This window comes from Stenotrophomonas sp. SI-NJAU-1, assembly GCF_020883215.1.
Classification (GTDB): domain Bacteria; phylum Pseudomonadota; class Gammaproteobacteria; order Xanthomonadales; family Xanthomonadaceae; genus Stenotrophomonas; species Stenotrophomonas indicatrix.
On the sequence record NZ_CP086598.1, the window covers coordinates 858,157 to 881,747 of the forward strand.

Here is a 23,591-nt window from a genome sequence, read left to right on the forward strand (position 1 = left end):
CTTACATAATCAAGGTATAGAACAATGGCAAAGGGTAAGTTCGAGCGCACCAAGCCGCACGTCAACGTCGGCACCATCGGTCACGTCGATCACGGCAAGACCACGCTGACCGCCGCACTGACCAAGATCGGTGCCGAGCGCTTCGGTGGCGAGTTCAAGGATTACTCCGCGATCGACGCCGCGCCGGAAGAAAAGGCACGTGGCATCACGATCTCGACCGCGCACGTCGAATACGAATCCACCACCCGTCACTACGCCCACGTCGACTGCCCGGGCCACGCTGACTACGTCAAGAACATGATCACCGGTGCTGCCCAGATGGACGGCGCGATCCTGGTGTGCTCGGCCGCTGACGGCCCGATGCCGCAGACCCGCGAGCACATCCTGCTGTCGCGTCAGGTCGGCGTGCCGTACATCGTCGTGTTCCTGAACAAGGCCGACATGGTTGACGATGCCGAGCTGCTGGAACTGGTCGAAATGGAAGTCCGCGAGCTGCTGAGCAAGTACGACTTCCCGGGCGACGACACCCCGATCATCTCGGGTTCGGCCCGCCTGGCGCTGGAAGGCGACCAGAGCGACATCGGCGTGCCGGCCGTCATCAAGCTGGTCGAAGCGCTGGACACCTGGATCCCGACCCCGGAGCGTGACGTCGACAAGGCGTTCCTGATGCCGGTTGAAGACGTGTTCTCGATCTCGGGCCGCGGCACCGTGGTGACCGGTCGTATCGAGCGCGGCGTGATCAAGGTCGGCGAAGAAATCGAAATCGTCGGCATCCGTCCGGTGCAGAAGACCACCGTGACCGGCGTGGAAATGTTCCGCAAGCTGCTGGACCAGGGCCAGGCAGGCGACAATGCCGGTCTGCTGCTGCGCGGCACCAAGCGTGACGACGTCGAGCGTGGCCAGGTTCTGGCCAAGCCGGGTTCGATCAAGCCGCACACCAAGTTCGACGCCGAAGTGTACGTGCTGTCGAAGGACGAGGGCGGCCGTCACACCCCGTTCTTCAAGGGCTACCGTCCGCAGTTCTACTTCCGTACCACCGACATCACCGGTGCGGTCGAGCTGCCGGAAGGCGTCGAGATGGTGATGCCGGGCGACAACGTGAAGATGGTTGTCACCCTGATCAACCCGGTCGCCATGGACGCCGGCCTGCGCTTCGCAATCCGCGAAGGTGGCCGTACCGTCGGTGCTGGCGTGGTTGCCACCATCCTCGAGTAATCTGCTAGACTCTGCGCCCCGATGTTGCCTGGGTAGGGCATCGGGGCGTATCAAAACGGGAAAGTAGGCACAGGATGTGCCTTGTGTTCCCCGGACCAGGAAGGGTCAATGCCATTCAGGCGGCGTCAACAGGAGACTGTTGACAGCTGCCTTGCGTGCCATTATGCTTCTCCGTCTGGGCAGGCCGGGTAACGGGTCTGCCTACGTTTTTGGGGTCTACGGATTGACCTTGTCGGCCTGCGGGAATGCGGGCCGTCTGTATTCAGGGATTTCATGGGGCAAAGCAACCCAGAGGCTTTGTCTGTCGCTCTTTTAACGAAGGAACCTACCGCCATGGCGGACCAAAAGATCCGGATCCGGCTGAAAGCGTTCGATCATCGTCTGATCGACCGTTCGGCCAGCGAGATCGTTGAGACGGCCAAGCGGACCGGCGCGCAAGTGCGTGGCCCGATCCCGCTGCCGACCAAGATCGAGCGTTACACCATCCTCGTCTCCCCGCACGTCGACAAGGACGCGCGTGACCAGTACGAGACCCGCACGCACAAGCGCGTGCTCGATATCGTTGACCCGAATGACAAGACCGTGGACGCGCTGATGAAGCTCGAACTGGCTGCCGGCGTCGACGTTCAGATCAAGCTGACCTGAGGACTACGACCATGACGAAGAAGTATTCGTTGGGCTTCGTGGGCCGCAAGGCTGGCATGAGCCGCGTGTTCACCGAAGATGGCCGTTCCATCCCGGTGACCCTGATCGAAGCAACCCCCAACCGCATCGCGCAGATCAAGACCGTCGAAACTGACGGCTACAGCGCCGTGCAGGTGACCGTCGGTGCGCGTCGCGCTGCCCTGGTCAACAAGCCGGAAGCCGGCCACTTCGCCAAGGCGAAGGTGGAAGCGGGTCGTGGCCTGTGGGAATTCCGCGTTGAAGACGCCCAGCTCGGCGATTTCGCCGTCGGTGGCGAAGTCAAGGCGGACATCTTTGAAGTCGGCCAGATCGTCGACGTCCAGGGTGTCACCAAGGGTAAGGGCTTCCAGGGCACCATCAAGCGCTACAACTTCCGTATGGGTGACGCTACCCACGGCAACTCGCTGTCGCATCGCGCGCCGGGTTCGCTGGGTCAGCGCCAGACGCCCGGTCGCGTGTTCCCGGGCAAGAAGATGTCCGGTCACATGGGCTCGGTGCAGCAGAGCACCCAGAACCTGGAAGTTGTCAAGGTCGACGTCGAACGCGGTCTGATCGCGGTTCGCGGCGCCGTTCCGGGCGCGGCGGGTGGCGACGTGATCGTCCGTCCGGCGAGCAAGGCATAAGGAGAGATGACGATGGAACTCGTTATCACGGGTAGCAACAACAAGGTCTCGGTCTCCGACGCCGTGTTCGGTCGCGATTTCAGCGAAGATCTGGTCCACCAGGTCGTCGTTGCTTACCGCAACGCCGGTCGCGCCGGCACCAAGGCGCAGAAGACTCGCTCCGAAGTGGCAGGTACCACCAAGAAGTCGAAGAAGCAGAAGGGCGGCGGCGCGCGTCATGGCGCACTGACGGCTCCGATCTTCGTCGGCGGCGGTGTCACCTTCGCGGCAAAGCCGCGCAGCTTCGAGCAGAAGGTCAATCGTAAGCAGTACCGTGCCGCCATGTGCGCGATCCTGTCCGAGCTGAACCGTCAGGGCCGTCTGACCATCGTGGAGTCCTTCGATGTCGAAGCGACCAACACGAAGGGTCTGATCGCCAAGCTGGCCGGCCTGGAAGTGGGCAAGCGCCCGCTGATCGTCACTGAGGAAGCCTCCGAGCACCTGTACCTGTCCGCCCGCAATCTGCCGTATGTGCAGGTGCGTGACGTGCAGGGTCTGGACCCGGTGTCGCTGGTCGGTGCCGACACGGTCGTCATCACCGCTGACGCGGTCAAGAAGGTCGAGGAGTGGCTGGCATGAACAGCAACGAAAAAATCTTCAGCGTGCTGCGTGCCCCGCGTGTCTCCGAAAAGACCGCGCGCCTGCAGGAACTCTCCAACCAGTACGTCTTCGAAATTTCGAACGAAGCCACCAAAGCCGATGTAAAGGCCGCGGTTGAGCAGCTGTTCGACGTCAAGGTCGAAGCTGTCAACGTGGTCAACGTCAAGGGCAAGAACAAGTCCTTCCGTAACCGTGCTGGCCGCCGCGGCGATTGGCGCAAGGCGTACGTTCGCCTGGCCGACGGCCAGTCGATCGATGTAACGGCCAAGGCCTGAGGTACATCCCATGCCATTGATGAAATTCAAGCCCACCTCCCCCGGCCGCCGTTCGGCCGTGCGCGTGGTCACTCCCGACCTGCACAAGGGTGCTCCGCACGCCGCGCTGGTCGAGTCGCAGAGCCGCTCGGGTGGTCGTAACCACCACGGTCGCATCACCGTGCGTCACGTCGGTGGTGGCGCCAAGCAGCACTACCGCCTGATTGACTTCAAGCGCAACAAGCTGGGCATCCCGGCGCGCGTGGAACGCATCGAATACGATCCGAACCGCACCGCCCACATCGCCCTGCTGTGCTATGTCGACGGCGAGCGTCGCTACATCATCGCCCCGAAGGGTCTGAAGGCTGGTGATCAGGTGATCGCTGGTTCGGACGCCCCGATCAAGGCGGGCAACACCCTGCCGCTGCGCAACATCCCGGTCGGTACCACCATCCACTGCATCGAGCTGAAGCCGGGCAAGGGCGCTCAGATCGCTCGCGCTGCAGGTGCTGCCGTGCAGCTGGTTGCTCGTGAAGGCATCTACGCCACCCTGCGCCTGCGCTCGGGTGAAATGCGCAAGGTTCCGGTCGAGTGCTGCGCGACCATCGGCGAAGTCGGCAACGACGAGCACAGCCTGGAAAAGCTGGGCAAGGCCGGTGCCAAGCGTTGGCGCGGTGTCCGCCCGACCGTTCGTGGTGCTGCCATGAACCCGGTTGACCACCCGCACGGTGGTGGTGAGGCGAAGGCCGGCCAGGGTAATCCGCATCCGGTCACCCCGTGGGGTGTTCCGACCAAGGGTTACAAGACGCGCCATAACAAGCGCACTCAGCAGTTCATCGTCCGCGATCGTAGGGGCTAATCGACCATGGCACGTTCACTCAAGAAGGGCCCGTTTGTCGATCACCACCTGGTTGCTAAGGTGGCTGCCGCTGCGGGTAGCAAGCGTCCGATCAAGACCTGGTCGCGTCGTTCGATGATCCTGCCTGACATGGTAGGCGTCACCATTGCCGTGCATAACGGCAAGAACCACATCCCGGTTCTCGTCAACGAGAACATGGTCGGCCACAAGCTTGGCGAATTTGCCATCACCCGGACCTTCAAGGGTCACGGTGGTGACAAGAAGTCGGGCAAGTAAGGAGAGATGACAATGGAAGCGAAAGCCATCCTGCGCACCGCGCGCATCTCCCCGCAGAAGGCACGTCTGGTCGCTGACCAGGTGCGCGGTCTGCCGGCCGAGCGTGCCGTCAACCTGCTGAAGTTCTCGGACAAGAAGGCTGCCCACCTGATCAAGAAGGTGGTGGAGTCGGCTATTGCAAATGCCGAGAACAACCAGGGCGCCGACGTCGACGAGCTGAAGGTTCAGACCATCATGGTAGATGAAGGTCCGACCCTGAAGCGTTTCATGGCGCGGGCGAAAGGCCGCGGTACCCGCATCCTCAAGCGCACCAGCCACATCACTGTGGTTGTGGGCGCCGCCAAGTAAGCGGATAAGGAAAAGACCATGGGTCATAAAGTTCATCCGATTGGTATCCGCCTCGGCATTTCCAAGGACTGGAACTCCAAGTGGTACGCCAACAAGGCCGAGTTCGCTGGTTACCTGGCAGCCGACCTGAAAGTGCGCGAAATGCTGCGCAAGAAGCTGGCCCAGGCCGGCATCAGCAAGATCCTGATCGAGCGTCCGGCCAAGACCGCTCGCGTGACGATCCACACCGCCCGTCCGGGCGTGGTGATCGGCAAGCGCGGTGAGGACATCGAGAAGCTGCGCAAGGAAGTGAGCGAAATGATGGGCGTCCCGGCGCACATCAACGTCACCGAAGTGCGCAAGCCGGAACTGGACGCACAGCTCGTTGCCGAGTCGATCGCCCAGCAGCTGGAGCGTCGCATCATGTTCCGCCGTGCAATGAAGCGCTCGGTCGGCAATGCGATGCGCCTGGGTGCTCTGGGCATCAAGGTCAACGTCGGTGGCCGCCTCAACGGTGCAGAAATCGCCCGTTCGGAGTGGTACCGCGAAGGCCGCGTGCCGCTGCACACCCTGCGTGCCGACATCGACTATGGCTTCGCTGAAGCCAAGACGACCTACGGCATCATCGGCATCAAGGTCTGGATCTACAAGGGCGAGGTCTTCGATTTCTCCCAGGTTGGCCAGGAAAAGCAGGACGACACCCCGTCGCGCAACGATCGTCATGATCGCGGCGACCGCGGTGACCGTCAGCGCCCGGCTCGTGAAGCGAGGTAACGACAATGTTGCAACCCAAGCGAACCAAGTACCGCAAGGTGCACAAGGGCCGTAACGAAGGCCTCAGCTGGAGCGCAAACGCTGTCAGCTTTGGCGAGTACGGCCTGAAGGCAACCGCCCACGGTCAGCTGACCGCGCGTCAGATCGAAGCGGCTCGCCGCTCGATCAGCCGCTACGTCAAGCGCGGCGGCAAGATGTGGATCCGAGTGTTCCCCGACAAGCCCATCACCAAGAAGCCCATCGAAGTTCGAATGGGTTCCGGTAAGGGCAACGTGGAATACTGGGTGGCCCAGATCCAGCCCGGCCGCATGATCTATGAAATCGAGGGTGTAACCGAGGAAGTGGCACGCGAGGCGTTCCGCCTGGCCGCGGCCAAGCTCTCGGTCACCACCACTTTCGTGACCCGGACGGTGCGCTGATGGATATCAAAACTCTCCGTGAAAAGTCGGCTGACGACCTCAAGGCCCACCTGATCGACCTGCGTAAGGAACAGTTCTCTGTCCGTATGCAGCAGGTCACCGGCCAGCTGCCGAAGACACACGACATCCGCCGGGTCCGTCGCGAGATTGCTCGCGTCAAGACTCTGCTCGGCAGCACGAAGTAAGGATGGCCGCTATGAGCGACAATACTGAAAACAAGGCGCTGCGCACGGTCGAAGGCCGTGTCGTCAGCAACAAGATGGACAAGACGGTTACCGTCCTGGTTGAGCGTCAGGTCAAGCACGCGCTGTACGGCAAGTACATCAAGCGTTCGACGAAGCTGCACGCCCACGATGCCGACAACGCCTGCAAGGAAGGCGATGTCGTCCGCGTGACCGAGATTGCTCCGATGTCCAAGACCAAGAACTGGCGCGTGGTGGAAGTCATCACGCGTGCGGCTGAATAAGGAGTCTGAATCATGATCCAGATGCAGAGCTACCTTGACGTCGCGGACAACTCTGGTGCCAAGCAGGTGATGTGCTTCAAGGTGCTGGGTGGTTCCAAGCGCCGTTACGCCGGCATCGGCGACATCATCAAGGTCACCGTGAAGGATGCGATCCCGCGCGGCAAGGTCAAGAAGGGCGAAGTGTATGACGCCGTCGTGGTGCGTACCCGCAAGGGTGTGCGTCGCGCCGACGGCTCGCTGATCCGCTTCGACGGCAACGCTGCCGTTCTGCTTAACAACAAGCAGGAGCCGATCGGCACCCGTATCTTCGGGCCGGTGACTCGTGAACTTCGTTCGGAGAAGTTCATGAAGATCGTCTCGCTCGCTCCCGAAGTGCTGTGAGCGACAGGAGATAATCATGGCTAACCGTATCAAGAAGGGCGACCAGGTTGTCGTCAACGCCGGCAAGGACAAGGGTAAGCAGGGCGAAATCGTCCGCGTCGACGGCGACCGTGTGGTCGTCGCCAACGTGAACATCGTCAAGCGCCACACCAAGCCGAACCCGCAGGCAGGTGTTGCCGGCGGCGTGGTCGAGCGTGAAGCGTCGATCCATATCTCCAACGTGAATGTGCTGAACCCGGCTTCGGGCAAGGGCGAACGCGTTGGCTTCAAGGTGCTGGAGGATGGACGCAAACTGCGTGTGTTCCGCTCCAGCGGTGAGGCGCTTGACGCCTGAGGAATGAGAAGATGACTTCCCGTCTCGAAAAGTTTTACAAGGAAGAAGTGGTGCCGGCGCTGATGAAGCAGTTCGGCTACACCAATTCGATGGAAGTGCCGAAGCTCGTCAAGGTCACCCTGAACATGGGTGTCGGCGAAGCGGCCACCAACAAGAAGATCCTGGAAAACGCCGTCGGCGACATGACCAAGATTTCCGGCCAGAAGCCGGTTGTCACCAAGTCGCGTATCTCGGTTGCGTCGTTCAAGATCCGTGATGGTTGGCCGATTGGTTGCAAGACCACGCTGCGTCGCCACAAGATGTACGAGTTCCTGGACCGCCTGATCAACATCTCGCTGCCGCGCGTGCGCGACTTCCGTGGTGTTTCCGGTCGTTCCTTCGACGGTCGCGGCAACTTCAACATGGGTGTGAAGGAACAGATCATCTTCCCGGAAATCGACTTCGACGCTGTCGACGCGATCCGCGGCATGGATATCGCCATCACCACCACTGCGAAGACCGACGCGGAAGCGAAGGCGCTGCTGGCAGCGTTCAAGTTCCCGTTCCGTAACTGATTCGTCGAGGAAACCGAAATGGCAAAGACCTCCATGGTCAACCGCGACATCAAGCGGGAAAAGCTGGCCAAGAAGTACGCTGACAAGCGTGCGGCTCTGAAGAAGATCGTGTCCTCGGTGGACGCGAGCTACGAAGAGAAGATCGACGCCGCAACCAAGCTGGCCAAGCTGCCGCGCGATTCGTCGCCGAGCCGCCAGCGCAACCGTTGCGAACTGTCGGGCCGTCCGCGTGGCGTCTACAGCAAGTTCGGCCTGGGCCGCAACAAGCTGCGTGAAGCCACCATGCGTGGTGACGTTCCGGGCCTGCGCAAGGCCAGCTGGTAATCCCAGCCGGTCCTGCCGGCGAGGGCTCCTCCGGGGGCCTTCGCAGCCGGGGAGGGGGCGTTCAGCTTTCCCTCTGCAAAAAACCCGAAGAGCCCGACGCAAGTCGGGCTCTTTTGGCGTATACTCCCGCGTCTTGCCCTGCGCGAAGACGTAAGGGGAGGGGGCCTGGCCCGTTTCCAGGAGACAACAGATTTTCGCGAAAGCGGATATCGGTGCACTCAAAGGTACTCATATGAGCATGACTGATCCCATCGCCGACCTGCTGGTCCGCATCAAGAATGCGGCAGCGGTGGGCAAGCAGACGGTGAAAGCCCCGTCGTCCAAGATCAAGGTAGCGATCGCCCAGGTCCTGAAGGACGAGGGTTACATCGCCGACCTGCGCGTGACCGCGCTCGAGAACAACAAGTCCGAGCTGGAAATCGTGCTGAAGTATTTCGAAGGCAAGCCGGTCATCGCGACCCTGAAGCGCTTCTCGCGTTCGGGCCTGCGCCAGTACCGCGGCAAAAGCGAACTGCCGAAGGTCATGAACGGCCTGGGTATTTCCATCATTTCCACCTCCAAGGGCATCATGACTGATGCGCAGGCGCGCCAGCTGGGCGTCGGCGGCGAAGTCCTGTGCTTCGTGGCCTAAGGCGAAAGGAGTAGACCATGTCCCGCGTAGCCAAGAAGCCGATCGACCTGGGTAAGGTTGAACTGAACGTCCAGAACGACAACGTCACCGCCAAGGGCCCGAAGGGCACCCTGTCGCTGGCCAAGCCGGCTGGTATCAACATCAACGTCGAGAACGGCGTTGCCACCCTGAGCACCGACAACGTGGATCTGATCCCGCTGACCGGTACCGTCCGCGCCATCCTGTCCAACATGGTCAAGGGTGTTTCCGAAGGCTTCGAGCGCAAGCTGGAGCTGGTCGGCGTGGGTTACCGTGCCGCCATGCAGGGCAAGGACCTCAGCCTGTCGCTGGGCTTCTCGCACCCGGTTGTGTTCGTGGCGCCGGAAGGCATCACCATCACCACCCCGACCCAGACCGAAATCCTGGTGCAGGGCGCTGACAAGCAGGCCGTCGGTGAAGCTGCCGCCAAGATCCGTGCGTTCCGCAAGCCGGAGCCGTACAAGGGCAAGGGCGTGAAGTACTCCGACGAAGTCATCATTCGCAAGGAAGCCAAGAAGGCCTAATTAGGACCTTCCGCTTTCCAGGGAAAAAGATCATGAACAAGAACATCGCCCGCCTGCGTCGCGCCAAGTCGACCCGTGCCCACATCCGTGAGCTCGGCGTTGCACGCCTGTCGGTGCTGCGCACCGGCCAGCACCTGTACGCGCAGGTCTTCACCGCTGACGGCTCGAAGGTGCTGGCTGCTGCCAACACCACCCAGGCCGACGTCAAGGACGGCCTGAAGAACGGCAAGAACGCTGATGCCGCTGCCAAGGTTGGCCGCATCGTCGCTGAGCGCGCCAAGGCCGCCGGCATCGAGAAGGTTGCCTTCGATCGTTCGGGTTACCGTTACCACGGCCGCATCAAGGCCCTGGCTGACGCCGCCCGCGAAGCCGGCCTGCAGTTCTAAGGGATAAGGGCAGGGGGCTTGATGCCCCCTGTCCGCCTGCTCGCCAGCCTGAGTGAGGCTGGGCGGCGCCGCTCTTCTGCAGTGGCCCACCGCAACAACGCACCACTCCACAACCATAAGCGGCCTCGAGCCGTACATAACCCAACAACCAAGGAATAAACATGGCAGAAGAACGTCAGCAGCGGGGTCGCGATCGCGACCGTAACCGCGAAGAGAAAGTCGACGACGGCATGATCGAAAAGCTGGTCGCGGTCAACCGCGTCAGCAAGACCGTCAAGGGTGGCCGTCAGTTCACCTTCACCGCCCTGACTGTCGTCGGCGACGGCGAAGGCAAGGTCGGTTTCGGTTATGGCAAGGCCCGCGAAGTGCCGGTCGCCATCCAGAAGTCGATGGAACAGGCTCGCAAGAACCTGGTTACCGTTGACCTGAACAACGGCACCCTGTGGCACACCATCAAGGATGGTCACGGCGCAGCGCGCGTGTTCATGCAGCCGGCTTCCGAAGGTACCGGCGTCATCGCCGGTGGTGCCATGCGCGCCGTCCTGGAAGCGGTTGGCGTGAAGAACGTGCTGGCCAAGGCCACCGGTTCGCGCAACCCGATCAACCTGGTGCGTGCCACCGTGAAGGGCCTGACTGCAGCGCAGTCGCCGGCTCGCATCGCGGCCAAGCGCGGCAAGAAGGTGGAGGAACTCAACCATGGCTAATGAGTCCAACAAGACTGTGAAGGTGCGCCTGGTGCGTGGCCTGCGTGGTACTCAGTCGCGTCACCGCCTGTCGGTGCGTGCCCTGGGCCTGAACAAGCTCAACGATGTCCGTGAACTGAAGGACAGCCCGCAGGTTCGCGGTCTGATCAACACCGTTCACTACCTCGTCAAGGTTGAGGAGTAATCGATCATGACTCTGCGTCTCAATGAACTGAGCCCGGCACCGGGCGCCCGTCAGGAACGTACCCGCGTCGGTCGCGGTATCGGCTCCGGCCTGGGCAAGACCTGTGGCCGCGGCCACAAGGGTTCGTTCGCCCGCAAGGGTGGCGGCAAGATCAAGGCTGGCTTCGAAGGCGGCCAGACCCCCATGCAGCGTCGTCTGCCGAAGATCGGCTTCCGTTCGCCGATCGCCAAGGACACCGCTGAAGTGCTGCTGTACCAGCTGGACAAGCTGCCGGCCGGCGAGATCGACTTCGCTGCCCTGCGTGCGGCCAAGCTGGTCCCGAGCACTGCCAAGAAGGCCAAGGTCGTCGTCAAGGGCGAAGTGACCAAGGCGTTCACCCTGAAGGGTGTTGCTGCCACGGCCGGTGCCAAGGCTGCGATCGAAGCTGCCGGCGGCAGCGTAACGGAGTAAGAGAATCATGGCGCAAGCTGGCATCGGTAACCTCGCGGGCGGAATGGGCAAGTTCACTGAACTTCGCCAACGTTTGCTGTTCGTCGTCGGGGCTTTGATCGTCTATCGCATCGGCTGCTACGTGCCGGTGCCGGGCGTCAATCCCGATGCCATGCTTGCCATGATGCAACAGCAGGGCGGCGGCATCGTGGACATGTTCAACATGTTCTCGGGCGGCGCCCTGCACCGTTTCAGCATCTTCGCGCTGAACGTGATGCCGTACATCTCGGCATCGATCGTGATGCAGCTGGCCGTGCACATCTTCCCCGCCCTCAAGGCGATGCAGAAGGAAGGTGAGTCCGGCCGCCGCAAGATCACCCAGTATTCGCGCATCGGCGCCGTGCTTCTCGCAGTGGTGCAGGGCGGCTCGATCGCGCTGGCGCTGCAGGGCCAGGTCTCGCCGACCGGCGCACCGGTCGTGTACATGCCGGGCATGGGCTTCGTGCTCACTGCCGTGGTCGCATTGACTGCCGGCACCATGTTCCTGATGTGGGTCGGTGAGCAGGTCACCGAGCGCGGTATCGGCAACGGCGTGTCGCTGATCATCTTCGCCGGTATCGTGGCGGGCCTGCCGGGTGCGGTCATCCACACCTTCGACGCCTACCGCGACGGCAACATCCAGTTCATCCAGCTGCTGCTGATCGCCATCGTCGTGCTCGCCTTCACCTTCTTCGTGGTGTTCGTCGAGCGCGGCCAGCGCCGGATCACGGTGAACTACGCGCGCCGCCAGGGCGGTCGCAACGCGTACATGAACCAGACCTCGTTCCTGCCGCTGAAGCTGAACATGGCCGGCGTCATCCCGGCGATCTTCGCCTCAAGCCTGCTGGCGTTCCCGGCCACCCTGGCCATGTGGTCCGGCCAGGCTGCCAACCAGAGCACCTTTGGCCAGACCCTGCAGAAGGTCGCCAATGCCCTGGGCCCGGGCGAGCCGCTGCACATGATCGTGTTCGCTGCGCTGATCACCGGTTTCGCGTTCTTCTATACCGCGCTGGTGTTCAACTCGCAGGAAACCGCCGACAACCTGAAGAAGTCCGGTGCGCTGATTCCGGGCATCCGTCCGGGCAAGGCCACCGCCGACTACATCGACGGCGTGCTGACCCGACTGACCGCTGCCGGTTCGGCGTACCTGGTGATCGTCTGCCTGCTGCCGGAACTGATGCGCACGCAGCTGAATGCCTCGTTCTACTTCGGCGGTACTTCGCTGCTGATCGTGGTGGTGGTGGTGATGGACTTCATCGCCCAGGTGCAGGCGCACCTGATGTCCCACCAGTATGAGAGCCTGCTGAAGAAGGCCAACCTGAAGGGCGGCAACCGCGGTGGTTTTGCTCGCGGCTGATTCGCCTGTTATACTTTCGTCTTCCTGACGTGATGGTCCTCCGCTTCGCGGACTCCGGCCACACAAACGAAGGGCGGCCCCCGCAGCGGTTCCGGGTGGGGGTGTGATGTGGTGGTCCCGCGCTGGAGTAGCGCGGGCGGCCCCGGAGGAAACTCCAGGTCCAACCCCATCCGGCGCCGGAGCCTGGGCACACTCCCCGGGCCGGGTTCATGAAACCTCTGGTTTCACGGGCTTCCAAGTAGACCGGAACCTTGTTAGTATCACTGGTTCACTTTTTTGATCCATCCTGCCGGATCGGCGTGCCTCGAGCGCGCTGTCGGCCATCACTCAGCTGGAGAACCGCGTCATGGCGCGTATTGCAGGCGTCAACCTGCCAGCCCAGAAGCATGTCTGGGTCGGGTTGCAAAGCATTTACGGCATCGGCCGTACCCGTTCGAAGAAGGTCTGCGAAGTCGCAGGTGTCACTTCGACCACCAAGATCCGCGATCTGTCGGAGCCGGAAATCGAGCGCCTGCGCGCCGAAGTCGGCAAGTACATCGTGGAAGGCGATCTGCGCCGTGAAATCGGCATCGCGATCAAGCGCCTGATGGACCTGGGCTGCTACCGCGGCCTGCGTCACCGTCGCGGTCTGCCGCTGCGTGGCCAGCGCACCCGTACCAACGCCCGCACCCGCAAGGGCCCGCGCAAGGCGATCAGGAAGTAAGGGACCTATAAATGGCTAAGCCTGCTGCTAAGACCAAGAAGAAGATCAAGCGCGTCGTCACCGACGGCGTTGCCCACGTCCACGCTTCGTTCAACAACACCATCGTGACCATCACCGACCGCCAGGGCAACGCTCTGTCGTGGGCGACCTCCGGTGGCGCTGGCTTCCGCGGTTCGCGCAAGTCGACCCCGTTCGCAGCCCAGGTGGCTGCCGAAAAGGCCGGTCGTGCTGCGCTGGACTACGGCGTGAAGTCGCTGGAAGTCCGCATCAAGGGTCCGGGTCCGGGCCGTGAGTCGGCCGTGCGTTCGTTGAACAACGTCGGCTACAAGATCACCAACATCATCGACGTGACGCCTATCCCGCACAACGGGTGCCGTCCGCCGAAGAAGCGTCGCGTCTAAAGGGAGCGATAAGAAATGGCTCGTTATATCGGTCCTACCTGTAAGCTCGCCCGTCGCGAAGGCGCCGACCTGTCCCTGAAGAGCCCGGCGCGTGCGCTGGACTCCAAGTGCAAGTTGGAGCAGAAGCCCGGCCAGCATGGCGCCACCGCCCGCAAGGGCAAGCTGTCCGACTACGCTACCCAGCTGCGTGAAAAGCAGAAGGTCAAGCGTATCTACGGTCTGCTGGAGCGTCAGTTCCGCAACTACTACAAGAAGGCCTCGACCAAGAAGGGCAACACCGGCGAGAACCTCCTGCAGCTGCTGGAAACCCGCCTGGACAACGTTGTCTACCGCATGGGCTTCGCCGTGACCCGTCCGGCTGCCCGTCAGCTGGTGTCGCACCGCGGCGTCACCGTGAATGGCAAGTCGGTCAACCTCGCCTCGTACCAGGTCAAGGCTGGCGACGCCATCGCCCTGTCTGAAAAGGCTGCCAAGCAGCTGCGCGTCCAGGAAGCCCTGACCGTCGCCGCCCAGCATGACCTGAGCCCGTCGTGGGTTGAAGTGGATTCCGGCAAGTTCTCCGGCATCTTCAAGGCTGTTCCGGATCGTTCGGATCTGCCTGCGGACATCAACGAAGCGCTGATCGTCGAGCTGTATTCGAAGTAATTCACATTGGAGAGCCCCCGGCGACGGCCGGGGGTTCACTAGGAGAACCCGCAACATGACGGTTACCGCCAACCAGGTTCTGCGTCCTCGCGGTCCGCAGATCGAACGCCTTACCGACACCCGTGCAAAGGTCGTTATCGAACCTTTGGAGCGGGGTTACGGGCATACGCTGGGTAATGCCCTGCGTCGCGTGCTGCTGTCGTCCATCCCGGGCTTCGCCATCACGGAAGTCGAAATCGACGGCGTGTTGCATGAGTACACCACGGTCGAAGGTCTGCAGGAGGACGTGCTCGAAGTCCTGCTGAACCTGAAGGACGTGGCCATCCGTATGCACTCCGGCGACAACGCGACGCTGTCCCTGTCCAAGCAGGGTCCGGGCGTTGTCACCGCTGCCGACATCAAGGTCGACCACAACGTGGAGATCCTGAACGGCGACCACGTGATCTGCCACCTGACCAAGGACACGGCAGTGAACATGCGTCTGAAGATCGAGCGTGGTTTCGGCTATCAGCCGGCCGCTGCGCGTCGTCGTCCGGACGAAGAAACCCGTGCCATCGGCCGCCTGGTCCTGGATGCCTCGTTCTCGCCGGTCCGCCGTGTCGCCTATGCCGTGGAAGCGGCTCGTGTCGAACAGCGCACCGACCTGGACAAGCTGGTCATCGATATCGAGACCAACGGCACCATCGACGCCGAAGAAGCAGTGCGTACCGCTGCCGACATCCTCAGCGATCAGCTGTCGGTGTTCGGTGACTTCACCCACCGCGACCGCGGTGCGGCGAAGCCGGCCAACAACGGCGTGGATCCGGTGCTGCTGCGCCCGATCGACGATCTGGAGCTGACCGTGCGTTCGGCCAACTGCCTGAAGGCCGAGAGCATCTACTACATCGGCGATCTGATCCAGAAGACCGAAGTCGAGCTGCTGAAGACCCCGAACCTGGGTAAGAAGTCGCTCACCGAGATCAAGGAAGTGCTGGCCCAGCGTGGCCTGTCGCTCGGCATGAAGCTGGAGAACTGGCCGCCGGCCGGCGTCGCCAGCCACGGCATGCTGGGCTGATAACGCCTTTCTGCAAGACCGCGTGGCCCCGTCGGCAACGACGGGGCCATTGCACCAAGGCAACACCGCCACGACGAACGAAGGTTCGCGGGCAGGTCGTCCAGGACGGATGGCCAGGACCAACCGCAGTCCGAGCAGCAGCGCCAGGAAGGCGACAACGATCCGCAAAGCCACATCATTAACCAAGGAATATCACCATGCGTCACCAGAAATCCGGCCGTAAGTTCAGCCGTACCAGCGCCCACCGCGAAGCGATGTTCAAGAACATGGCTGCCTCGCTGTTCAAGCACGAGCTGATCAAGACCACCCTGCCGAAGGCCAAGGAACTGCGCCGCGTCGCCGAGCCGCTGATCACCCTGGCCAAGGTCGACTCCGTCGCCAACCGTCGTCTGGCCTTCGCCCGCCTGCGCGACAACGAAGCCGTCGGCAACCTGTTCACCATCCTGGGCCCGCGCTACGCGAATCGTCCGGGTGGTTACCTGCGCCTGCTGAAGTGCGGCTTCCGCGCTGGCGACAACGCGCCGATGGCCTACGTTGAGCTGGTTGACCGTCCGGCCGTGGCTGAAGCCGTCGAAGAGTAATCGACGCGCAACACCCGTCATTCGGTGAAGAACCCGGCCTCGTGCCGGGTTTTTCCGTTTCTGGGCGACGGATGGAGATCCACGCCGGGCGTGGATGATCCCGCATGTTGCCGCGCGCGCACCGGCGTGTTCCGACGGGCGCGACGTTGTGGCGGTTCGAACGGCGCGCACTCTCGGTTACGCTTGCGGTCCGTACTACACGAGCGTTGCCGATGAATCCTCTGCGCTGGCCTTTCCGCGCCCAGTTCCTGCTGGGCTTCCTGATCTGCGCGGGCCTGCTGGGCTACGCCATCTTCCTGCAGCTGAAGATGGGGCTGGAGCCGTGTCCGCTGTGCATCTTCCAGCGCCTGGCGTTCGCGGCCCTGGGCCTGCTGTTCCTGATCGGCGCCCTGCATGGGCCGTCCAACCGTCCGGGACGGGCGACCTACGGCATCCTCGCGTTCATCGCTGCCGCCGTGGGCGTGGGCATCGCCGCACGCCATGTCTACGTGCAGATGCTGCCGCCGGAAATGGGAGCGACGTGTGGCCCGCCGCTGGCCTTCCTGCGCGAGACCATGGGGCCGCTGGAAGTGTTCCGCACCGTGCTGACCGGCACCGGCAACTGCGGCAACATCGACTGGACGTTCCTTGGCCTGACCATGCCGATGTGGTCGGGCGTGTGGTTCGTGCTGCTGGCGCTGTGGGCGCTGGTGGTGTCGCTGCGCAAGGTCAAGCACTGAAAGCAAAACGGGGTCAGATTCCTTTGCATCCCAAAGGGATCTGCCCCCGCCTGCAGCCACGCATGGCGCGGCTCTACTGTTTTCCGGTAGTGCCGGCCGCTGGCCGGCAATCCCAGGGGCAGTGCAGTCCCGTGCGAATGCTGGCCGGCAGTCGGTGGTACCTCAGAAGTCCTGCTGCAGGCTCAGGTAAGCGCCGCGACGTGGGCCCCACTGCGGCGCGAACACGCCGATGCCACCGCCATCGCGCAGCTGGTAGCTGCGATCCAGCGCGTTGATCACCGCCAGCTGCACGTGCAGCGGATGGCCGCTGTCGGCGTTGAAGTCATGCGCGGCGCTGAGATTGACCTGCAGGTACGACGGCAGCTCGCCGCCGTTGGGCACGCCCTCGATGTCCGAGCGCAGGCCGCTGCCGTACACGTAGTTCGCGCCCACCCGGTTATGGCCAGCGAAGGCGTAGCTGACACCGCCGGAAGACGTCAGCTTCTGGTCGTGGTCAAGATGGATCCAGTTCTGCTGTACGTAGGCCAGTGCATCCGGATCGAGGTTGTACTGGCTGGTGATGACCTGGGTGCCCATGGCCTTGTTGTAGGCCGCGTTGAAGTACGCGCTGATCGGCCCGTTGCTGTAGTCGGCGCTGAACTCCAGACCGTGGATGTGGCCGCGGCGATAGTTGAAGGTGGAATAGATGTAGGCGGCGCCGAACTGGCCTTCGTCCTGCAGGCGGTGCACGCGACGGTCGTAGGCATCCAGGCCGAGGGTGAGGTGGTTGCCGACCTGCTGTGACACGCCGATATCGTAGTAGTCACTGCGCTCGGACAAAGGCGTGGTGCTGCCACCGGTCGGTTGCTGGTTGCTGGTGCCATCGAACAGGGCCAGATCGCTGCCGGCGACCAGCTCGCTGGCGGGCGGGGTGAAGTAGCGCGAATAGCCGGCGTGCACGGTGGTGCTGTCGCTGGCGTTCCAGACCACGCCCAGGCGTGGGCTGAGCTGGCCCTCGGTGTGACCGAAGGCCTTGAAGCGGTCGCCGCGCAGGCCGTAATTGACGGTCCAGTCATCGCCGATCCGCCACTCGTCCTGCACGTACAAGGCTGCGGTGCTGGCGTGGAAGGCATTGCGGTCCGGGATCAGCCGTGGCGTGGTGCTCGTCTGCCGCCCATCGGCGTCGACCGGGAAGACCCAGCTGCTGTTGTTGGCGGCGGCGCGCTCGTAGTTGCCATACAGGCCATAACGCAGGGTGTGGTTGTCGCCCAGCGGTGTGGAGAAATCGGCCTGCAGGGTGTTGGCGCGGTTGCTGCGCTGGACCTGGGAGGCGACGCCGCTGAACACCAGGTCGCCCACGACGTCCGGATTGAAGGCCACATCGCTGTAGCGCTGGCCGGCCGAGAGCTGGTACGTGGTCTGGCCCAGCGTGCCCTGCAGCACCAGCATGCCGAAGCGGGTGGTCTCGCGCTGGGTTTCGTCCAGCTGGCTGGAATCGAAGGTGGTGGTGTCCATGTAGCCGAACTGCGGGGTCTGCCCCGGGTTGACCGGGATCTGGAAGCGGTTGTTGGCAACGCCGGCGAACACGCTCAGGCGGGTGCTGTCGTTGACCAGGTAGGTCAGGTCGGCAAAGGCCTTCCCCTGGTGGGTGTCGTCATGCAGCGGCCTGCGTGCGCTGGTGGGATTCTCCAGCCCGACCTCGTTCCGATCGTAGTTGCCGGTCAGGAACCAGCTCCAGCGGCCCTGGTTGCCCCACCAGGAGGCGTTCGGGTTGACCTTGCCGAACGAACCGGCGGTGATGCCAGCGCTGCCGCCGTTGCCCAGCTCGGCGCCACTGCGGGTGGTGATATCGACCACCGCGGCGGTGCGTTCACCGAACTGCGCCGGCAGGGCGCCGTCCATCAGGCGGATGCTCTTGATGGTGCGGGCATCCAGGGTCTGGCCGAAGCCGGAGATCGATTCGGGCAGCAGTACGCCGTTGATGCGGTACTGCAGGTTGGCGTGGTCGCCGCGCACGTGCACGCCACCGTAAGAGTCCTGGACCACACCCGGGGCCTGCAGCAGCACCTGGCTGAGCGGGGCGGAGGCGCCCAGCGGCTGCTTCTCGATGTCCTCGGCGGTGATCTGGTACTGGCTGCTGCCGATGTCCGGTGACAGGGCGTTGCGGGCCTGGTCGAGCTGGGCGCTGACGGTGACCACGTCAAGGTCCTTGATCGCAGCGGCGCTGGCATCGGCGTCGGCGGCAAGCACGGGTTGGCTGGTGAGGATCAGGGCGAAGGTGATGGCGGTGGTGAGCAGGGAGGTCTTCATGGGAAATGGGCAGGGAAGGGGGAGGGGCCGGTCCATGAGGGAGTGTTACTCCGTAACAACTGCGTGCCGATCATGCGCCTGTCCGGCGATGGCGACCATGCCGTTTCTGGCCGATCACACGGCCCCTTTCCACACCGTTCAGGCAGTCATGACCGGGCCCGGCCCTTTGCGCCAGCGGCTGGCTCTGCGACCATGACCGCCCCCCCTCCCCGGATGTCCGTGATGAGCCTGTCCGCCGTTCCGCCCGCCCCCGATCCTGCCGCCATCGTTGCTGGCGCCGCCTGGTCACCGGAGAGCTGGCGGGGCAAGACCGCGCTGCAGATGCCGACCTATCCCGATCCGGTGGCACTGGATGCCGCGCTGCACGAGCTGAAGCGGCTGCCGCCGCTGGTGACCTCGTGGGAGATCCTGGCGTTGAAGCAGCAGTTGGCCGACGCCCAGGAGGGCAAGCGTTTCCTTTTGCAGGGCGGCGACTGCGCGGAGAATTTCAGCGACTGCGAATCGGGCACGATCTCCAACCGGTTGAAGGTGCTGCTGCAGATGAGCCTGGTGCTGGTGCACGGCCTGCGGCAGCCGGTGATCCGCGTCGGCCGTTTCGCCGGCCAGTACGCCAAGCCGCGTTCGGCCGACACCGAAACCCGCGACGGCGTGACCCTGCCCAGCTACCGCGGCGATGTGATCAATGCGCCGGCCTTCACCGAGGCGGCGCGTCTGCCCGACCCGAAGCGGATGCTGCAGGCCCACGCGCATTCGGCGATGACGATGAACTTCGTGCGGGCGCTGATCGATGGTGGCTTCGCCGACCTGCACCATCCCGAATACTGGAACCTGGAATGGGTGAGCCATTCGCCGTTGGCCGCCGAGTACCAGAAGATGGTGGCCTCGATCGGTGATGCCGTGCACTTCATGGAGACCCTGGCCGGGGCCCGCGTGCACAACCTCAATCGCATCGATTTCTACACCTCGCATGAAGCGCTGCTGCTGCCCTACGAGCAGGCGCTGACCCGGCAGGTGCCGCGCCAGCAGGGCTGGTTGAACCTGAGCACGCACTATCCGTGGATCGGCATGCGTACCGCCGCGCTGGATGGCGCGCACGTGGAGTACCTGCGTGGCGTGCGCAACCCGATCGCGATCAAGGTGGGCCCGTCGGTGACGCCGGACCAGTTGCTGCGCCTGATCGATGTGCTCAACCCGGATGACGAGCCGGGCCGCCTGAGCTTCATCCATCGTATGGGCGCGGCGCAGATCGCGCAGAAGCTGCCGCCGCTGCTGGATGCGGTCAAGCGCGATGGTCGCCGCGTGCTGTGGGTATGCGATGCGATGCACGGCAATACCGAAAGCACCGCCAATGGCTTCAAGACGCGGCGCTTCGACAACGTGCGCGGCGAGGTCGAGATGTCCTTCGACCTGCACGCGGCCGCAGGCACCCGTCTGGGCGGCGTGCATCTGGAGCTGACCGGTGAGGATGTGACCGAATGCACCGGCGGTGCGCGCGAACTGACCGAACGTGACCTGGAACGCGCCTATCGTTCGACCGTCGACCCGCGTCTGAACTACGAGCAGTCGCTGGAGATTGCGATGGCTATCGTGCGCAAGCAGGAGCAGGTGCGGTAAGTGTGTTTCGGCAGGGCTGCGCCCTGCACCTGCCGAATCAACATCAACGTCAACGTCAACGTCAAAAGCGGGCTATCCGTGGGCTGGCGGGGCGGTGTCGGATTGCGGGGACGCCGCAAGTACGTCCTTGTAGCAACTGTGTTGCAGGAGGAGCCTGGGCCCCTCCTGCAGACGGGCACGGTAGTGCCGGCCGCTGGCCGGCAGCCTCAGGAGCAACGCCCTCTGGTGCGCTCAGGCGGGGATCGGTCCGCCTTGAGCGTCACGCATACGGGCGTTGAGAATCACCAGCATCTTCCGCATCACCGCCACGATGGCCACTTTGCCTTCCTTGCCCCGCGCTCGCAGCGACTGGTAAAAGTCCCGCAGGCGAGGTTCATGCCGCATGGCCGACATGCTGGCCATGTAGAGCACCTGACGGATCTCAGCCCTGCCGCCATGGATGCTTCGTTTGCCACGCAGGGTCCCGCTGTCATGGGACATCGGTGCCACACCGACCAGGCTGGCCACGGCCTTGCCACTGATCTTGCCCAGCTCGGGAAGATAGCTGGCCAACACGGCCTGCAGGCCCGGGCCAACACCTTTCATCGACTTCAGGACAGCCAGTTGAGGCTGCTTGGAAACCTGTTCGGAAATCCGCTTTCCCAAACGTTCCACCGTTCTCTGCAAGCAAGTGATGTTGGCCTGAAGCAGTCGGCGTAATTGACGATTACCCACCATTTCCTGCTGCTGCCGCGCGACGGTCAGCGCGTGCATCGCCTGTCGACGTGCCCGCACAAATTCCCGCATCTTCCGCTGCCAAGGTTCCAATGGCTGATAGGACGGCAGTTTCACCAAGGCCGCCATCTGCGCCAATGCATAGGCATCCAGGCGGTCGGTCTTGGCCATCTGCCCCATCCCCTGGGCCAGCCTTCGGGCCCGCAGCGCGTTGGCGCGGACCACCGGATGACCAGCGTTGTGCAGGAAGTCCAGCACAGGCTGTTCGTAGCCACCAGTGGCCTCCAGCACGATCTGGACGGCTGGGCGTTTCCTCAGCCAGAGGTCCAATTCAGCAAAGCCGGAGCGGCTATTGCTGACCTGCAGGGTCTTTCCGTCTGTCGTGCCAACGTCGAGCCGGCGCTTGCTGACATCAATCCCGATCCCGTTCATCACCGGACTCCGTATAGTCTGGAAGGGTCGAGAGCTCCCCCGCTTGCCCAGTCTTATCACTGCGAGTGTCAGCTCCAGCAACTGTTCGGGCGGATCAAGGGAGATTCCGGCGTGGGCGCCAAGCTACATGGCGATCGTCGAGATCCAGGCTTACACGGCGGCCCACGCCGGCTCTCGACACCTACGTTGCCAGATTCCAATCAGATAAGGCTTGGCCGCGGCATCCATGCCGCGGACACCCCGCAATCCGACACCGCCCCACCTGCGACAGTTGTCCGGTGTCCGAAGGATTCACGCCATGCGTGGATGAATCCCCATCGGAATCGAATATTTCGAATTGAATTTGAAGAGCATCCACGCATGGCGTGGATCTACGTGTCGACCAAGGTCGACACCCACCAATAGCGGGCCATGACATTCCGACAGATCGCGGAAAATTGTCGGAGGCGGGGAGGGGACAGATGGCGGGGGCGTGAGCGCCATGGGCCCGAGGCATGCCTCGGGCGGGTTGGGCAGGACGCCCAACCCTGGTCTTGCCGTGTGCGCAGGACAGCGCACACGAGCAAGGCGCGACCGAGCTTACATGGACGTACTTGCAGCGTCCCCCGCCATCTGTCCCCTCCCCGCCATCCCAAGGAATGCAGGCTTTTGCTGTTGCTGTTGTTGTTGCTGTTGAGGTTGCCGGCCAACGGCCGGCATTACCGTGGGTGCAGGGCGCAGCCCTGCCGAACACCCCCGCCTACATTCTGCTTACGAACGACTGACATTGTGCTCATGGTGCATGGGCCACGCTGGAGCTTGGTGCTTACAGCGAGGATGCATGGTGGTCTGGCAACAGCTGCAGCAGTACCTGTGGCCGATCGGCAGCGCCCTGGTGGTTGGCGGTCTGGGGGCCTGGGCCGTACTGGCCATGTACCGTCGCCTGCGCGGGCGTGACCGGCGCCGTGCGCGCATCGGCCGGGTGATCGGACCGCCGCTGGCCCTTGCACTACCCGTGCTGCTGCTGGTGCCGGCGCTGCAGGCTACGCCATTGCCGGAACATACACTCGATCAACTGCTGCGCGTGCTGCACATCGCCCTGACCGCCTGCTTCATCTGGTTGCTGGTGCGAGGCGTTGCGGCGGGTGAGCGGGCGATCCTGCGCAGCCATCCGATCGATGTCTCGGACAACCTCGAGGCGCGCCGCATCCAGACCCAGACGCGAGTGCTCAGCCGCGTGCTGATGGGCGGCATCATCGTGCTCGGTGCTTCGCTGGTACTGCTGACCTTCCCGATGGTGCAGAAGATCGGCACCGCACTGTTGGCGTCGGCGGGCCTGATCGGCCTGGTGGCGGGTATCGCCGCCAAACCGGTGTTCGGCAATCTGATCGCCGGCCTGCAGATCGCGGTGACCCAGCCGATCCGGCTCGATGACGTGGTGATCGTCGAGGGCGAATGGGGGCGCATCGAAGAGATCGGCAGCAGCTACGTAGTGGTGCGCATCTGGGATGAGCGGCGGATGGTGGTGCCGTTGACCTGGTTCATCGAGCACCCGTTCCAGAACTGGACACGACGCAGTGCCGACCTGCTGGGTACGGCCTTCCTGTGGCTGGACTACCGTGCGCCGATCGCGGCGATACGTGCCGAGCTGGAACGCATCTGCCAGGGCCAGCCGCTGTGGGATGGACGGGTCTGCGTGACCCAGGTGACCGAGACCAGCGAGCGTGCGATCCAGGTGCGGCTGCTGGTCAGCGCGCGCAGTTCCGGTGATGCGTTCGACCTGCGCTGTCTGGTGCGCGAACGCATGCTGGATTTCCTCGCACGCGAGCATCCGCAGTCGCTGCCGCAGGTGCGTGCTCGCCTGCAGCGGGACGACGAACTGGACATGCCGCGGATGCCGCGCGCTGGCAGTGCCGACGTGCGTTCACCCGGTGCCGAGGATGGCGAAGCCGCAATCGCGCCGACCGAGCCGCGCCCGGAATGGTAGCGCCGGGCCATGCCCGGCGGATTGCAGAGTGCCGCTGCGCTCGCCGGGCACGGCCCGGCGCTACCACCGGAT

Annotated in this window: 33 protein-coding genes; 31 read left to right on the forward strand and 2 right to left on the reverse strand. The window is 63.5% G+C overall.

Features of this window, described 5'->3' with window-relative positions; genetic code table 11:
• Nucleotides 1–24: 24 nt before the first annotated feature.
• The 29 genes from tuf (at nucleotide 25) to LMF57_RS03915 (ending at nucleotide 16,504) form a co-directional block, all read left to right on the forward strand.
• Nucleotides 25–1,215, forward strand: a complete 1,191-nt coding sequence (gene tuf, locus LMF57_RS03775; protein ID WP_117309620.1) for an elongation factor Tu — start codon at nucleotides 25–27, stop codon at nucleotides 1,213–1,215.
• 333 nt (nucleotides 1,216–1,548) lie between these two features.
• Complete coding sequence (gene rpsJ / locus LMF57_RS03780) at nucleotides 1,549–1,860, forward strand: 30S ribosomal protein S10 (protein WP_010341589.1); 312 nt, start codon at nucleotides 1,549–1,551, stop codon at nucleotides 1,858–1,860.
• Between the two features lie 11 nt (nucleotides 1,861–1,871).
• A complete protein-coding gene (gene rplC, locus LMF57_RS03785) occupies nucleotides 1,872–2,522 on the forward strand; it encodes a 50S ribosomal protein L3 (protein WP_059066096.1) in 651 nt (216 codons plus the stop codon).
• 12 nt (nucleotides 2,523–2,534) lie between these two features.
• A complete protein-coding gene (rplD, locus tag LMF57_RS03790; protein ID WP_049470486.1) occupies nucleotides 2,535–3,140 on the forward strand; it encodes a 50S ribosomal protein L4 in 606 nt (201 codons plus the stop codon).
• On the forward strand, nucleotides 3,137–3,436 hold the full coding sequence (gene rplW, locus LMF57_RS03795; RefSeq protein WP_049470489.1) for a 50S ribosomal protein L23: 300 nt from the start codon (nucleotides 3,137–3,139) through the stop codon (nucleotides 3,434–3,436). Before rplD ends, rplW begins: the two co-directional genes overlap by 4 nt.
• Before the next feature lie 10 nt (nucleotides 3,437–3,446).
• Complete coding sequence (rplB, locus tag LMF57_RS03800; RefSeq protein WP_049470491.1) at nucleotides 3,447–4,274, forward strand: 50S ribosomal protein L2; 828 nt, start codon at nucleotides 3,447–3,449, stop codon at nucleotides 4,272–4,274.
• Between the two features lie 6 nt (nucleotides 4,275–4,280).
• A complete protein-coding gene (gene rpsS, locus LMF57_RS03805) occupies nucleotides 4,281–4,550 on the forward strand; it encodes a 30S ribosomal protein S19 (protein WP_004145340.1) in 270 nt (89 codons plus the stop codon).
• 12 nt (nucleotides 4,551–4,562) lie between these two features.
• On the forward strand, nucleotides 4,563–4,898 hold the full coding sequence (gene rplV / locus LMF57_RS03810; protein WP_004145348.1) for a 50S ribosomal protein L22: 336 nt from the start codon (nucleotides 4,563–4,565) through the stop codon (nucleotides 4,896–4,898).
• An 18-nt stretch (nucleotides 4,899–4,916) separates the two neighbouring features.
• Nucleotides 4,917–5,651: a 30S ribosomal protein S3 gene (gene rpsC, locus LMF57_RS03815; protein WP_004145350.1), complete on the forward strand. Its 735-nt coding sequence runs from the start codon at nucleotides 4,917–4,919 to the stop codon at nucleotides 5,649–5,651.
• Between the two features lie 5 nt (nucleotides 5,652–5,656).
• Nucleotides 5,657–6,070, forward strand: coding sequence for a 50S ribosomal protein L16 (gene rplP, locus LMF57_RS03820; protein ID WP_025879305.1), 414 nt, complete (start codon nucleotides 5,657–5,659; stop codon nucleotides 6,068–6,070).
• Complete coding sequence (rpmC, locus tag LMF57_RS03825; protein ID WP_025879306.1) at nucleotides 6,070–6,255, forward strand: 50S ribosomal protein L29; 186 nt, start codon at nucleotides 6,070–6,072, stop codon at nucleotides 6,253–6,255. Before rplP ends, rpmC begins: the two co-directional genes overlap by 1 nt.
• 11 nt (nucleotides 6,256–6,266) lie before the next feature.
• Complete coding sequence (gene rpsQ, locus LMF57_RS03830) at nucleotides 6,267–6,536, forward strand: 30S ribosomal protein S17 (RefSeq protein WP_004145355.1); 270 nt, start codon at nucleotides 6,267–6,269, stop codon at nucleotides 6,534–6,536.
• Between the two features lie 12 nt (nucleotides 6,537–6,548).
• Nucleotides 6,549–6,917 (forward strand): 50S ribosomal protein L14, encoded by a 369-nt coding sequence (gene rplN, locus LMF57_RS03835; protein WP_010483978.1) that lies wholly within the window; start codon nucleotides 6,549–6,551, stop codon nucleotides 6,915–6,917.
• Nucleotides 6,918–6,933: 16 nt separating this feature from the next.
• The gene (gene rplX, locus LMF57_RS03840) at nucleotides 6,934–7,251 is read left to right on the forward strand and encodes a 50S ribosomal protein L24 (RefSeq protein WP_004145359.1); all 318 of its coding nucleotides are present in this window, start codon (nucleotides 6,934–6,936) and stop codon (nucleotides 7,249–7,251) included.
• Nucleotides 7,252–7,262: 11 nt separating this feature from the next.
• Nucleotides 7,263–7,805 carry a 50S ribosomal protein L5 gene (gene rplE / locus LMF57_RS03845; protein WP_049470496.1) on the forward strand — a complete coding sequence of 181 codons (543 nt, stop codon included), beginning with the start codon at nucleotides 7,263–7,265 and terminating at the stop codon, nucleotides 7,803–7,805.
• Between the two features lie 18 nt (nucleotides 7,806–7,823).
• Nucleotides 7,824–8,129, forward strand: coding sequence for a 30S ribosomal protein S14 (gene rpsN, locus LMF57_RS03850; protein WP_049470498.1), 306 nt, complete (start codon nucleotides 7,824–7,826; stop codon nucleotides 8,127–8,129).
• A 232-nt stretch (nucleotides 8,130–8,361) separates the two neighbouring features.
• A complete protein-coding gene (gene rpsH, locus LMF57_RS03855) occupies nucleotides 8,362–8,760 on the forward strand; it encodes a 30S ribosomal protein S8 (RefSeq protein WP_025879311.1) in 399 nt (132 codons plus the stop codon).
• 17 nt (nucleotides 8,761–8,777) lie between these two features.
• Nucleotides 8,778–9,302: a 50S ribosomal protein L6 gene (gene rplF / locus LMF57_RS03860; protein WP_049470500.1), complete on the forward strand. Its 525-nt coding sequence runs from the start codon at nucleotides 8,778–8,780 to the stop codon at nucleotides 9,300–9,302.
• A 32-nt stretch (nucleotides 9,303–9,334) separates the two neighbouring features.
• Nucleotides 9,335–9,688: a 50S ribosomal protein L18 gene (gene rplR, locus LMF57_RS03865; protein WP_093817438.1), complete on the forward strand. Its 354-nt coding sequence runs from the start codon at nucleotides 9,335–9,337 to the stop codon at nucleotides 9,686–9,688.
• Between the two features lie 161 nt (nucleotides 9,689–9,849).
• Nucleotides 9,850–10,392 carry a 30S ribosomal protein S5 gene (gene rpsE / locus LMF57_RS03870; RefSeq protein WP_049470506.1) on the forward strand — a complete coding sequence of 181 codons (543 nt, stop codon included), beginning with the start codon at nucleotides 9,850–9,852 and terminating at the stop codon, nucleotides 10,390–10,392.
• Nucleotides 10,385–10,576, forward strand: coding sequence for a 50S ribosomal protein L30 (rpmD, locus tag LMF57_RS03875; RefSeq protein ID WP_004154497.1), 192 nt, complete (start codon nucleotides 10,385–10,387; stop codon nucleotides 10,574–10,576). Before rpsE ends, rpmD begins: the two co-directional genes overlap by 8 nt.
• Nucleotides 10,577–10,582: 6 nt before the next feature.
• Complete coding sequence (rplO, locus tag LMF57_RS03880; protein WP_049470509.1) at nucleotides 10,583–11,026, forward strand: 50S ribosomal protein L15; 444 nt, start codon at nucleotides 10,583–10,585, stop codon at nucleotides 11,024–11,026.
• Between the two features lie 7 nt (nucleotides 11,027–11,033).
• Entirely contained in the window at nucleotides 11,034–12,401 is a 1,368-nt protein-coding gene (secY, locus tag LMF57_RS03885) for a preprotein translocase subunit SecY (protein WP_025879317.1), read from the forward strand.
• Between the two features lie 346 nt (nucleotides 12,402–12,747).
• Nucleotides 12,748–13,104 carry a 30S ribosomal protein S13 gene (rpsM, locus tag LMF57_RS03890; RefSeq protein ID WP_025879318.1) on the forward strand — a complete coding sequence of 119 codons (357 nt, stop codon included), beginning with the start codon at nucleotides 12,748–12,750 and terminating at the stop codon, nucleotides 13,102–13,104.
• Between the two features lie 11 nt (nucleotides 13,105–13,115).
• Entirely contained in the window at nucleotides 13,116–13,505 is a 390-nt protein-coding gene (rpsK, locus tag LMF57_RS03895; RefSeq protein ID WP_004145443.1) for a 30S ribosomal protein S11, read from the forward strand.
• Between the two features lie 15 nt (nucleotides 13,506–13,520).
• Complete coding sequence (gene rpsD / locus LMF57_RS03900) at nucleotides 13,521–14,150, forward strand: 30S ribosomal protein S4 (RefSeq protein WP_025879319.1); 630 nt, start codon at nucleotides 13,521–13,523, stop codon at nucleotides 14,148–14,150.
• A gap of 55 nt (nucleotides 14,151–14,205) precedes the next feature.
• Nucleotides 14,206–15,204, forward strand: a complete 999-nt coding sequence (rpoA, locus tag LMF57_RS03905; RefSeq protein WP_049470514.1) for a DNA-directed RNA polymerase subunit alpha — start codon at nucleotides 14,206–14,208, stop codon at nucleotides 15,202–15,204.
• A 197-nt stretch (nucleotides 15,205–15,401) separates the two neighbouring features.
• Nucleotides 15,402–15,785: a 50S ribosomal protein L17 gene (gene rplQ / locus LMF57_RS03910; RefSeq protein ID WP_093817440.1), complete on the forward strand. Its 384-nt coding sequence runs from the start codon at nucleotides 15,402–15,404 to the stop codon at nucleotides 15,783–15,785.
• Nucleotides 15,786–15,997: 212 nt separating this feature from the next.
• On the forward strand, nucleotides 15,998–16,504 hold the full coding sequence (locus LMF57_RS03915; RefSeq protein WP_025879322.1) for a disulfide bond formation protein B: 507 nt from the start codon (nucleotides 15,998–16,000) through the stop codon (nucleotides 16,502–16,504).
• A gap of 162 nt (nucleotides 16,505–16,666) precedes the next feature.
• Here LMF57_RS03915 and LMF57_RS03920 read toward each other — a convergent pair whose 3' ends face one another.
• Entirely contained in the window at nucleotides 16,667–18,793 is a 2,127-nt protein-coding gene (locus LMF57_RS03920; RefSeq protein WP_229290894.1) for a TonB-dependent receptor, read from the reverse strand.
• 222 nt (nucleotides 18,794–19,015) lie between these two features.
• Here LMF57_RS03920 and LMF57_RS03925 point away from each other — a divergent pair, with 222 nt between their 5' ends.
• The gene (locus tag LMF57_RS03925; RefSeq protein ID WP_229290896.1) at nucleotides 19,016–20,407 is read left to right on the forward strand and encodes a 3-deoxy-7-phosphoheptulonate synthase class II; all 1,392 of its coding nucleotides are present in this window, start codon (nucleotides 19,016–19,018) and stop codon (nucleotides 20,405–20,407) included.
• Nucleotides 20,408–20,638: 231 nt separating this feature from the next.
• On the opposite strand, the gene LMF57_RS03930 is transcribed toward LMF57_RS03925, so the two are convergent.
• Nucleotides 20,639–21,553 carry an IS110 family transposase gene (locus tag LMF57_RS03930; protein ID WP_229290897.1) on the reverse strand — a complete coding sequence of 305 codons (915 nt, stop codon included), beginning with the start codon at nucleotides 21,551–21,553 and terminating at the stop codon, nucleotides 20,639–20,641.
• 820 nt (nucleotides 21,554–22,373) lie between these two features.
• Between LMF57_RS03930 and LMF57_RS03935 the strand changes: the two genes are divergently transcribed.
• Nucleotides 22,374–23,519, forward strand: a complete 1,146-nt coding sequence (locus LMF57_RS03935) for a mechanosensitive ion channel family protein (protein ID WP_229290900.1) — start codon at nucleotides 22,374–22,376, stop codon at nucleotides 23,517–23,519.
• Nucleotides 23,520–23,591: the final 72 nt, after the last annotated feature.

What these genes read in the sequence shown, in the direction of transcription:
- tuf (WP_117309620.1), top strand. Translation starts at nt 25, where the DNA reads ATGGCAAAGGGTAAGTTCGAGCGCACCAAGCCGCACGTCAACGTCGGC.
- rpsJ (WP_010341589.1), top strand. Translation starts at nt 1,549, where the DNA reads ATGGCGGACCAAAAGATCCGGATCCGGCTGAAAGCGTTCGATCATCGT.
- rplC (WP_059066096.1), top strand. Translation starts at nt 1,872, where the DNA reads ATGACGAAGAAGTATTCGTTGGGCTTCGTGGGCCGCAAGGCTGGCATG.
- rplD (WP_049470486.1), top strand. Translation starts at nt 2,535, where the DNA reads ATGGAACTCGTTATCACGGGTAGCAACAACAAGGTCTCGGTCTCCGAC.
- rplW (WP_049470489.1), top strand. Translation starts at nt 3,137, where the DNA reads ATGAACAGCAACGAAAAAATCTTCAGCGTGCTGCGTGCCCCGCGTGTC.
- rplB (WP_049470491.1), top strand. Translation starts at nt 3,447, where the DNA reads ATGCCATTGATGAAATTCAAGCCCACCTCCCCCGGCCGCCGTTCGGCC.
- rpsS (WP_004145340.1), top strand. Translation starts at nt 4,281, where the DNA reads ATGGCACGTTCACTCAAGAAGGGCCCGTTTGTCGATCACCACCTGGTT.
- rplV (WP_004145348.1), top strand. Translation starts at nt 4,563, where the DNA reads ATGGAAGCGAAAGCCATCCTGCGCACCGCGCGCATCTCCCCGCAGAAG.
- rpsC (WP_004145350.1), top strand. Translation starts at nt 4,917, where the DNA reads ATGGGTCATAAAGTTCATCCGATTGGTATCCGCCTCGGCATTTCCAAG.
- rplP (WP_025879305.1), top strand. Translation starts at nt 5,657, where the DNA reads ATGTTGCAACCCAAGCGAACCAAGTACCGCAAGGTGCACAAGGGCCGT.
- rpmC (WP_025879306.1), top strand. Translation starts at nt 6,070, where the DNA reads ATGGATATCAAAACTCTCCGTGAAAAGTCGGCTGACGACCTCAAGGCC.
- rpsQ (WP_004145355.1), top strand. Translation starts at nt 6,267, where the DNA reads ATGAGCGACAATACTGAAAACAAGGCGCTGCGCACGGTCGAAGGCCGT.
- rplN (WP_010483978.1), top strand. Translation starts at nt 6,549, where the DNA reads ATGATCCAGATGCAGAGCTACCTTGACGTCGCGGACAACTCTGGTGCC.
- rplX (WP_004145359.1), top strand. Translation starts at nt 6,934, where the DNA reads ATGGCTAACCGTATCAAGAAGGGCGACCAGGTTGTCGTCAACGCCGGC.
- rplE (WP_049470496.1), top strand. Translation starts at nt 7,263, where the DNA reads ATGACTTCCCGTCTCGAAAAGTTTTACAAGGAAGAAGTGGTGCCGGCG.
- rpsN (WP_049470498.1), top strand. Translation starts at nt 7,824, where the DNA reads ATGGCAAAGACCTCCATGGTCAACCGCGACATCAAGCGGGAAAAGCTG.
- rpsH (WP_025879311.1), top strand. Translation starts at nt 8,362, where the DNA reads ATGAGCATGACTGATCCCATCGCCGACCTGCTGGTCCGCATCAAGAAT.
- rplF (WP_049470500.1), top strand. Translation starts at nt 8,778, where the DNA reads ATGTCCCGCGTAGCCAAGAAGCCGATCGACCTGGGTAAGGTTGAACTG.
- rplR (WP_093817438.1), top strand. Translation starts at nt 9,335, where the DNA reads ATGAACAAGAACATCGCCCGCCTGCGTCGCGCCAAGTCGACCCGTGCC.
- rpsE (WP_049470506.1), top strand. Translation starts at nt 9,850, where the DNA reads ATGGCAGAAGAACGTCAGCAGCGGGGTCGCGATCGCGACCGTAACCGC.
- rpmD (WP_004154497.1), top strand. Translation starts at nt 10,385, where the DNA reads ATGGCTAATGAGTCCAACAAGACTGTGAAGGTGCGCCTGGTGCGTGGC.
- rplO (WP_049470509.1), top strand. Translation starts at nt 10,583, where the DNA reads ATGACTCTGCGTCTCAATGAACTGAGCCCGGCACCGGGCGCCCGTCAG.
- secY (WP_025879317.1), top strand. Translation starts at nt 11,034, where the DNA reads ATGGCGCAAGCTGGCATCGGTAACCTCGCGGGCGGAATGGGCAAGTTC.
- rpsM (WP_025879318.1), top strand. Translation starts at nt 12,748, where the DNA reads ATGGCGCGTATTGCAGGCGTCAACCTGCCAGCCCAGAAGCATGTCTGG.
- rpsK (WP_004145443.1), top strand. Translation starts at nt 13,116, where the DNA reads ATGGCTAAGCCTGCTGCTAAGACCAAGAAGAAGATCAAGCGCGTCGTC.
- rpsD (WP_025879319.1), top strand. Translation starts at nt 13,521, where the DNA reads ATGGCTCGTTATATCGGTCCTACCTGTAAGCTCGCCCGTCGCGAAGGC.
- rpoA (WP_049470514.1), top strand. Translation starts at nt 14,206, where the DNA reads ATGACGGTTACCGCCAACCAGGTTCTGCGTCCTCGCGGTCCGCAGATC.
- rplQ (WP_093817440.1), top strand. Translation starts at nt 15,402, where the DNA reads ATGCGTCACCAGAAATCCGGCCGTAAGTTCAGCCGTACCAGCGCCCAC.
- LMF57_RS03915 (WP_025879322.1), top strand. Translation starts at nt 15,998, where the DNA reads ATGAATCCTCTGCGCTGGCCTTTCCGCGCCCAGTTCCTGCTGGGCTTC.
- LMF57_RS03920 (WP_229290894.1), bottom strand. Translation starts at nt 18,793, where the DNA reads ATGAAGACCTCCCTGCTCACCACCGCCATCACCTTCGCCCTGATCCTC.
- LMF57_RS03925 (WP_229290896.1), top strand. Translation starts at nt 19,016, where the DNA reads ATGAGCCTGTCCGCCGTTCCGCCCGCCCCCGATCCTGCCGCCATCGTT.
- LMF57_RS03930 (WP_229290897.1), bottom strand. Translation starts at nt 21,553, where the DNA reads ATGAACGGGATCGGGATTGATGTCAGCAAGCGCCGGCTCGACGTTGGC.
- LMF57_RS03935 (WP_229290900.1), top strand. Translation starts at nt 22,374, where the DNA reads ATGGTGGTCTGGCAACAGCTGCAGCAGTACCTGTGGCCGATCGGCAGC.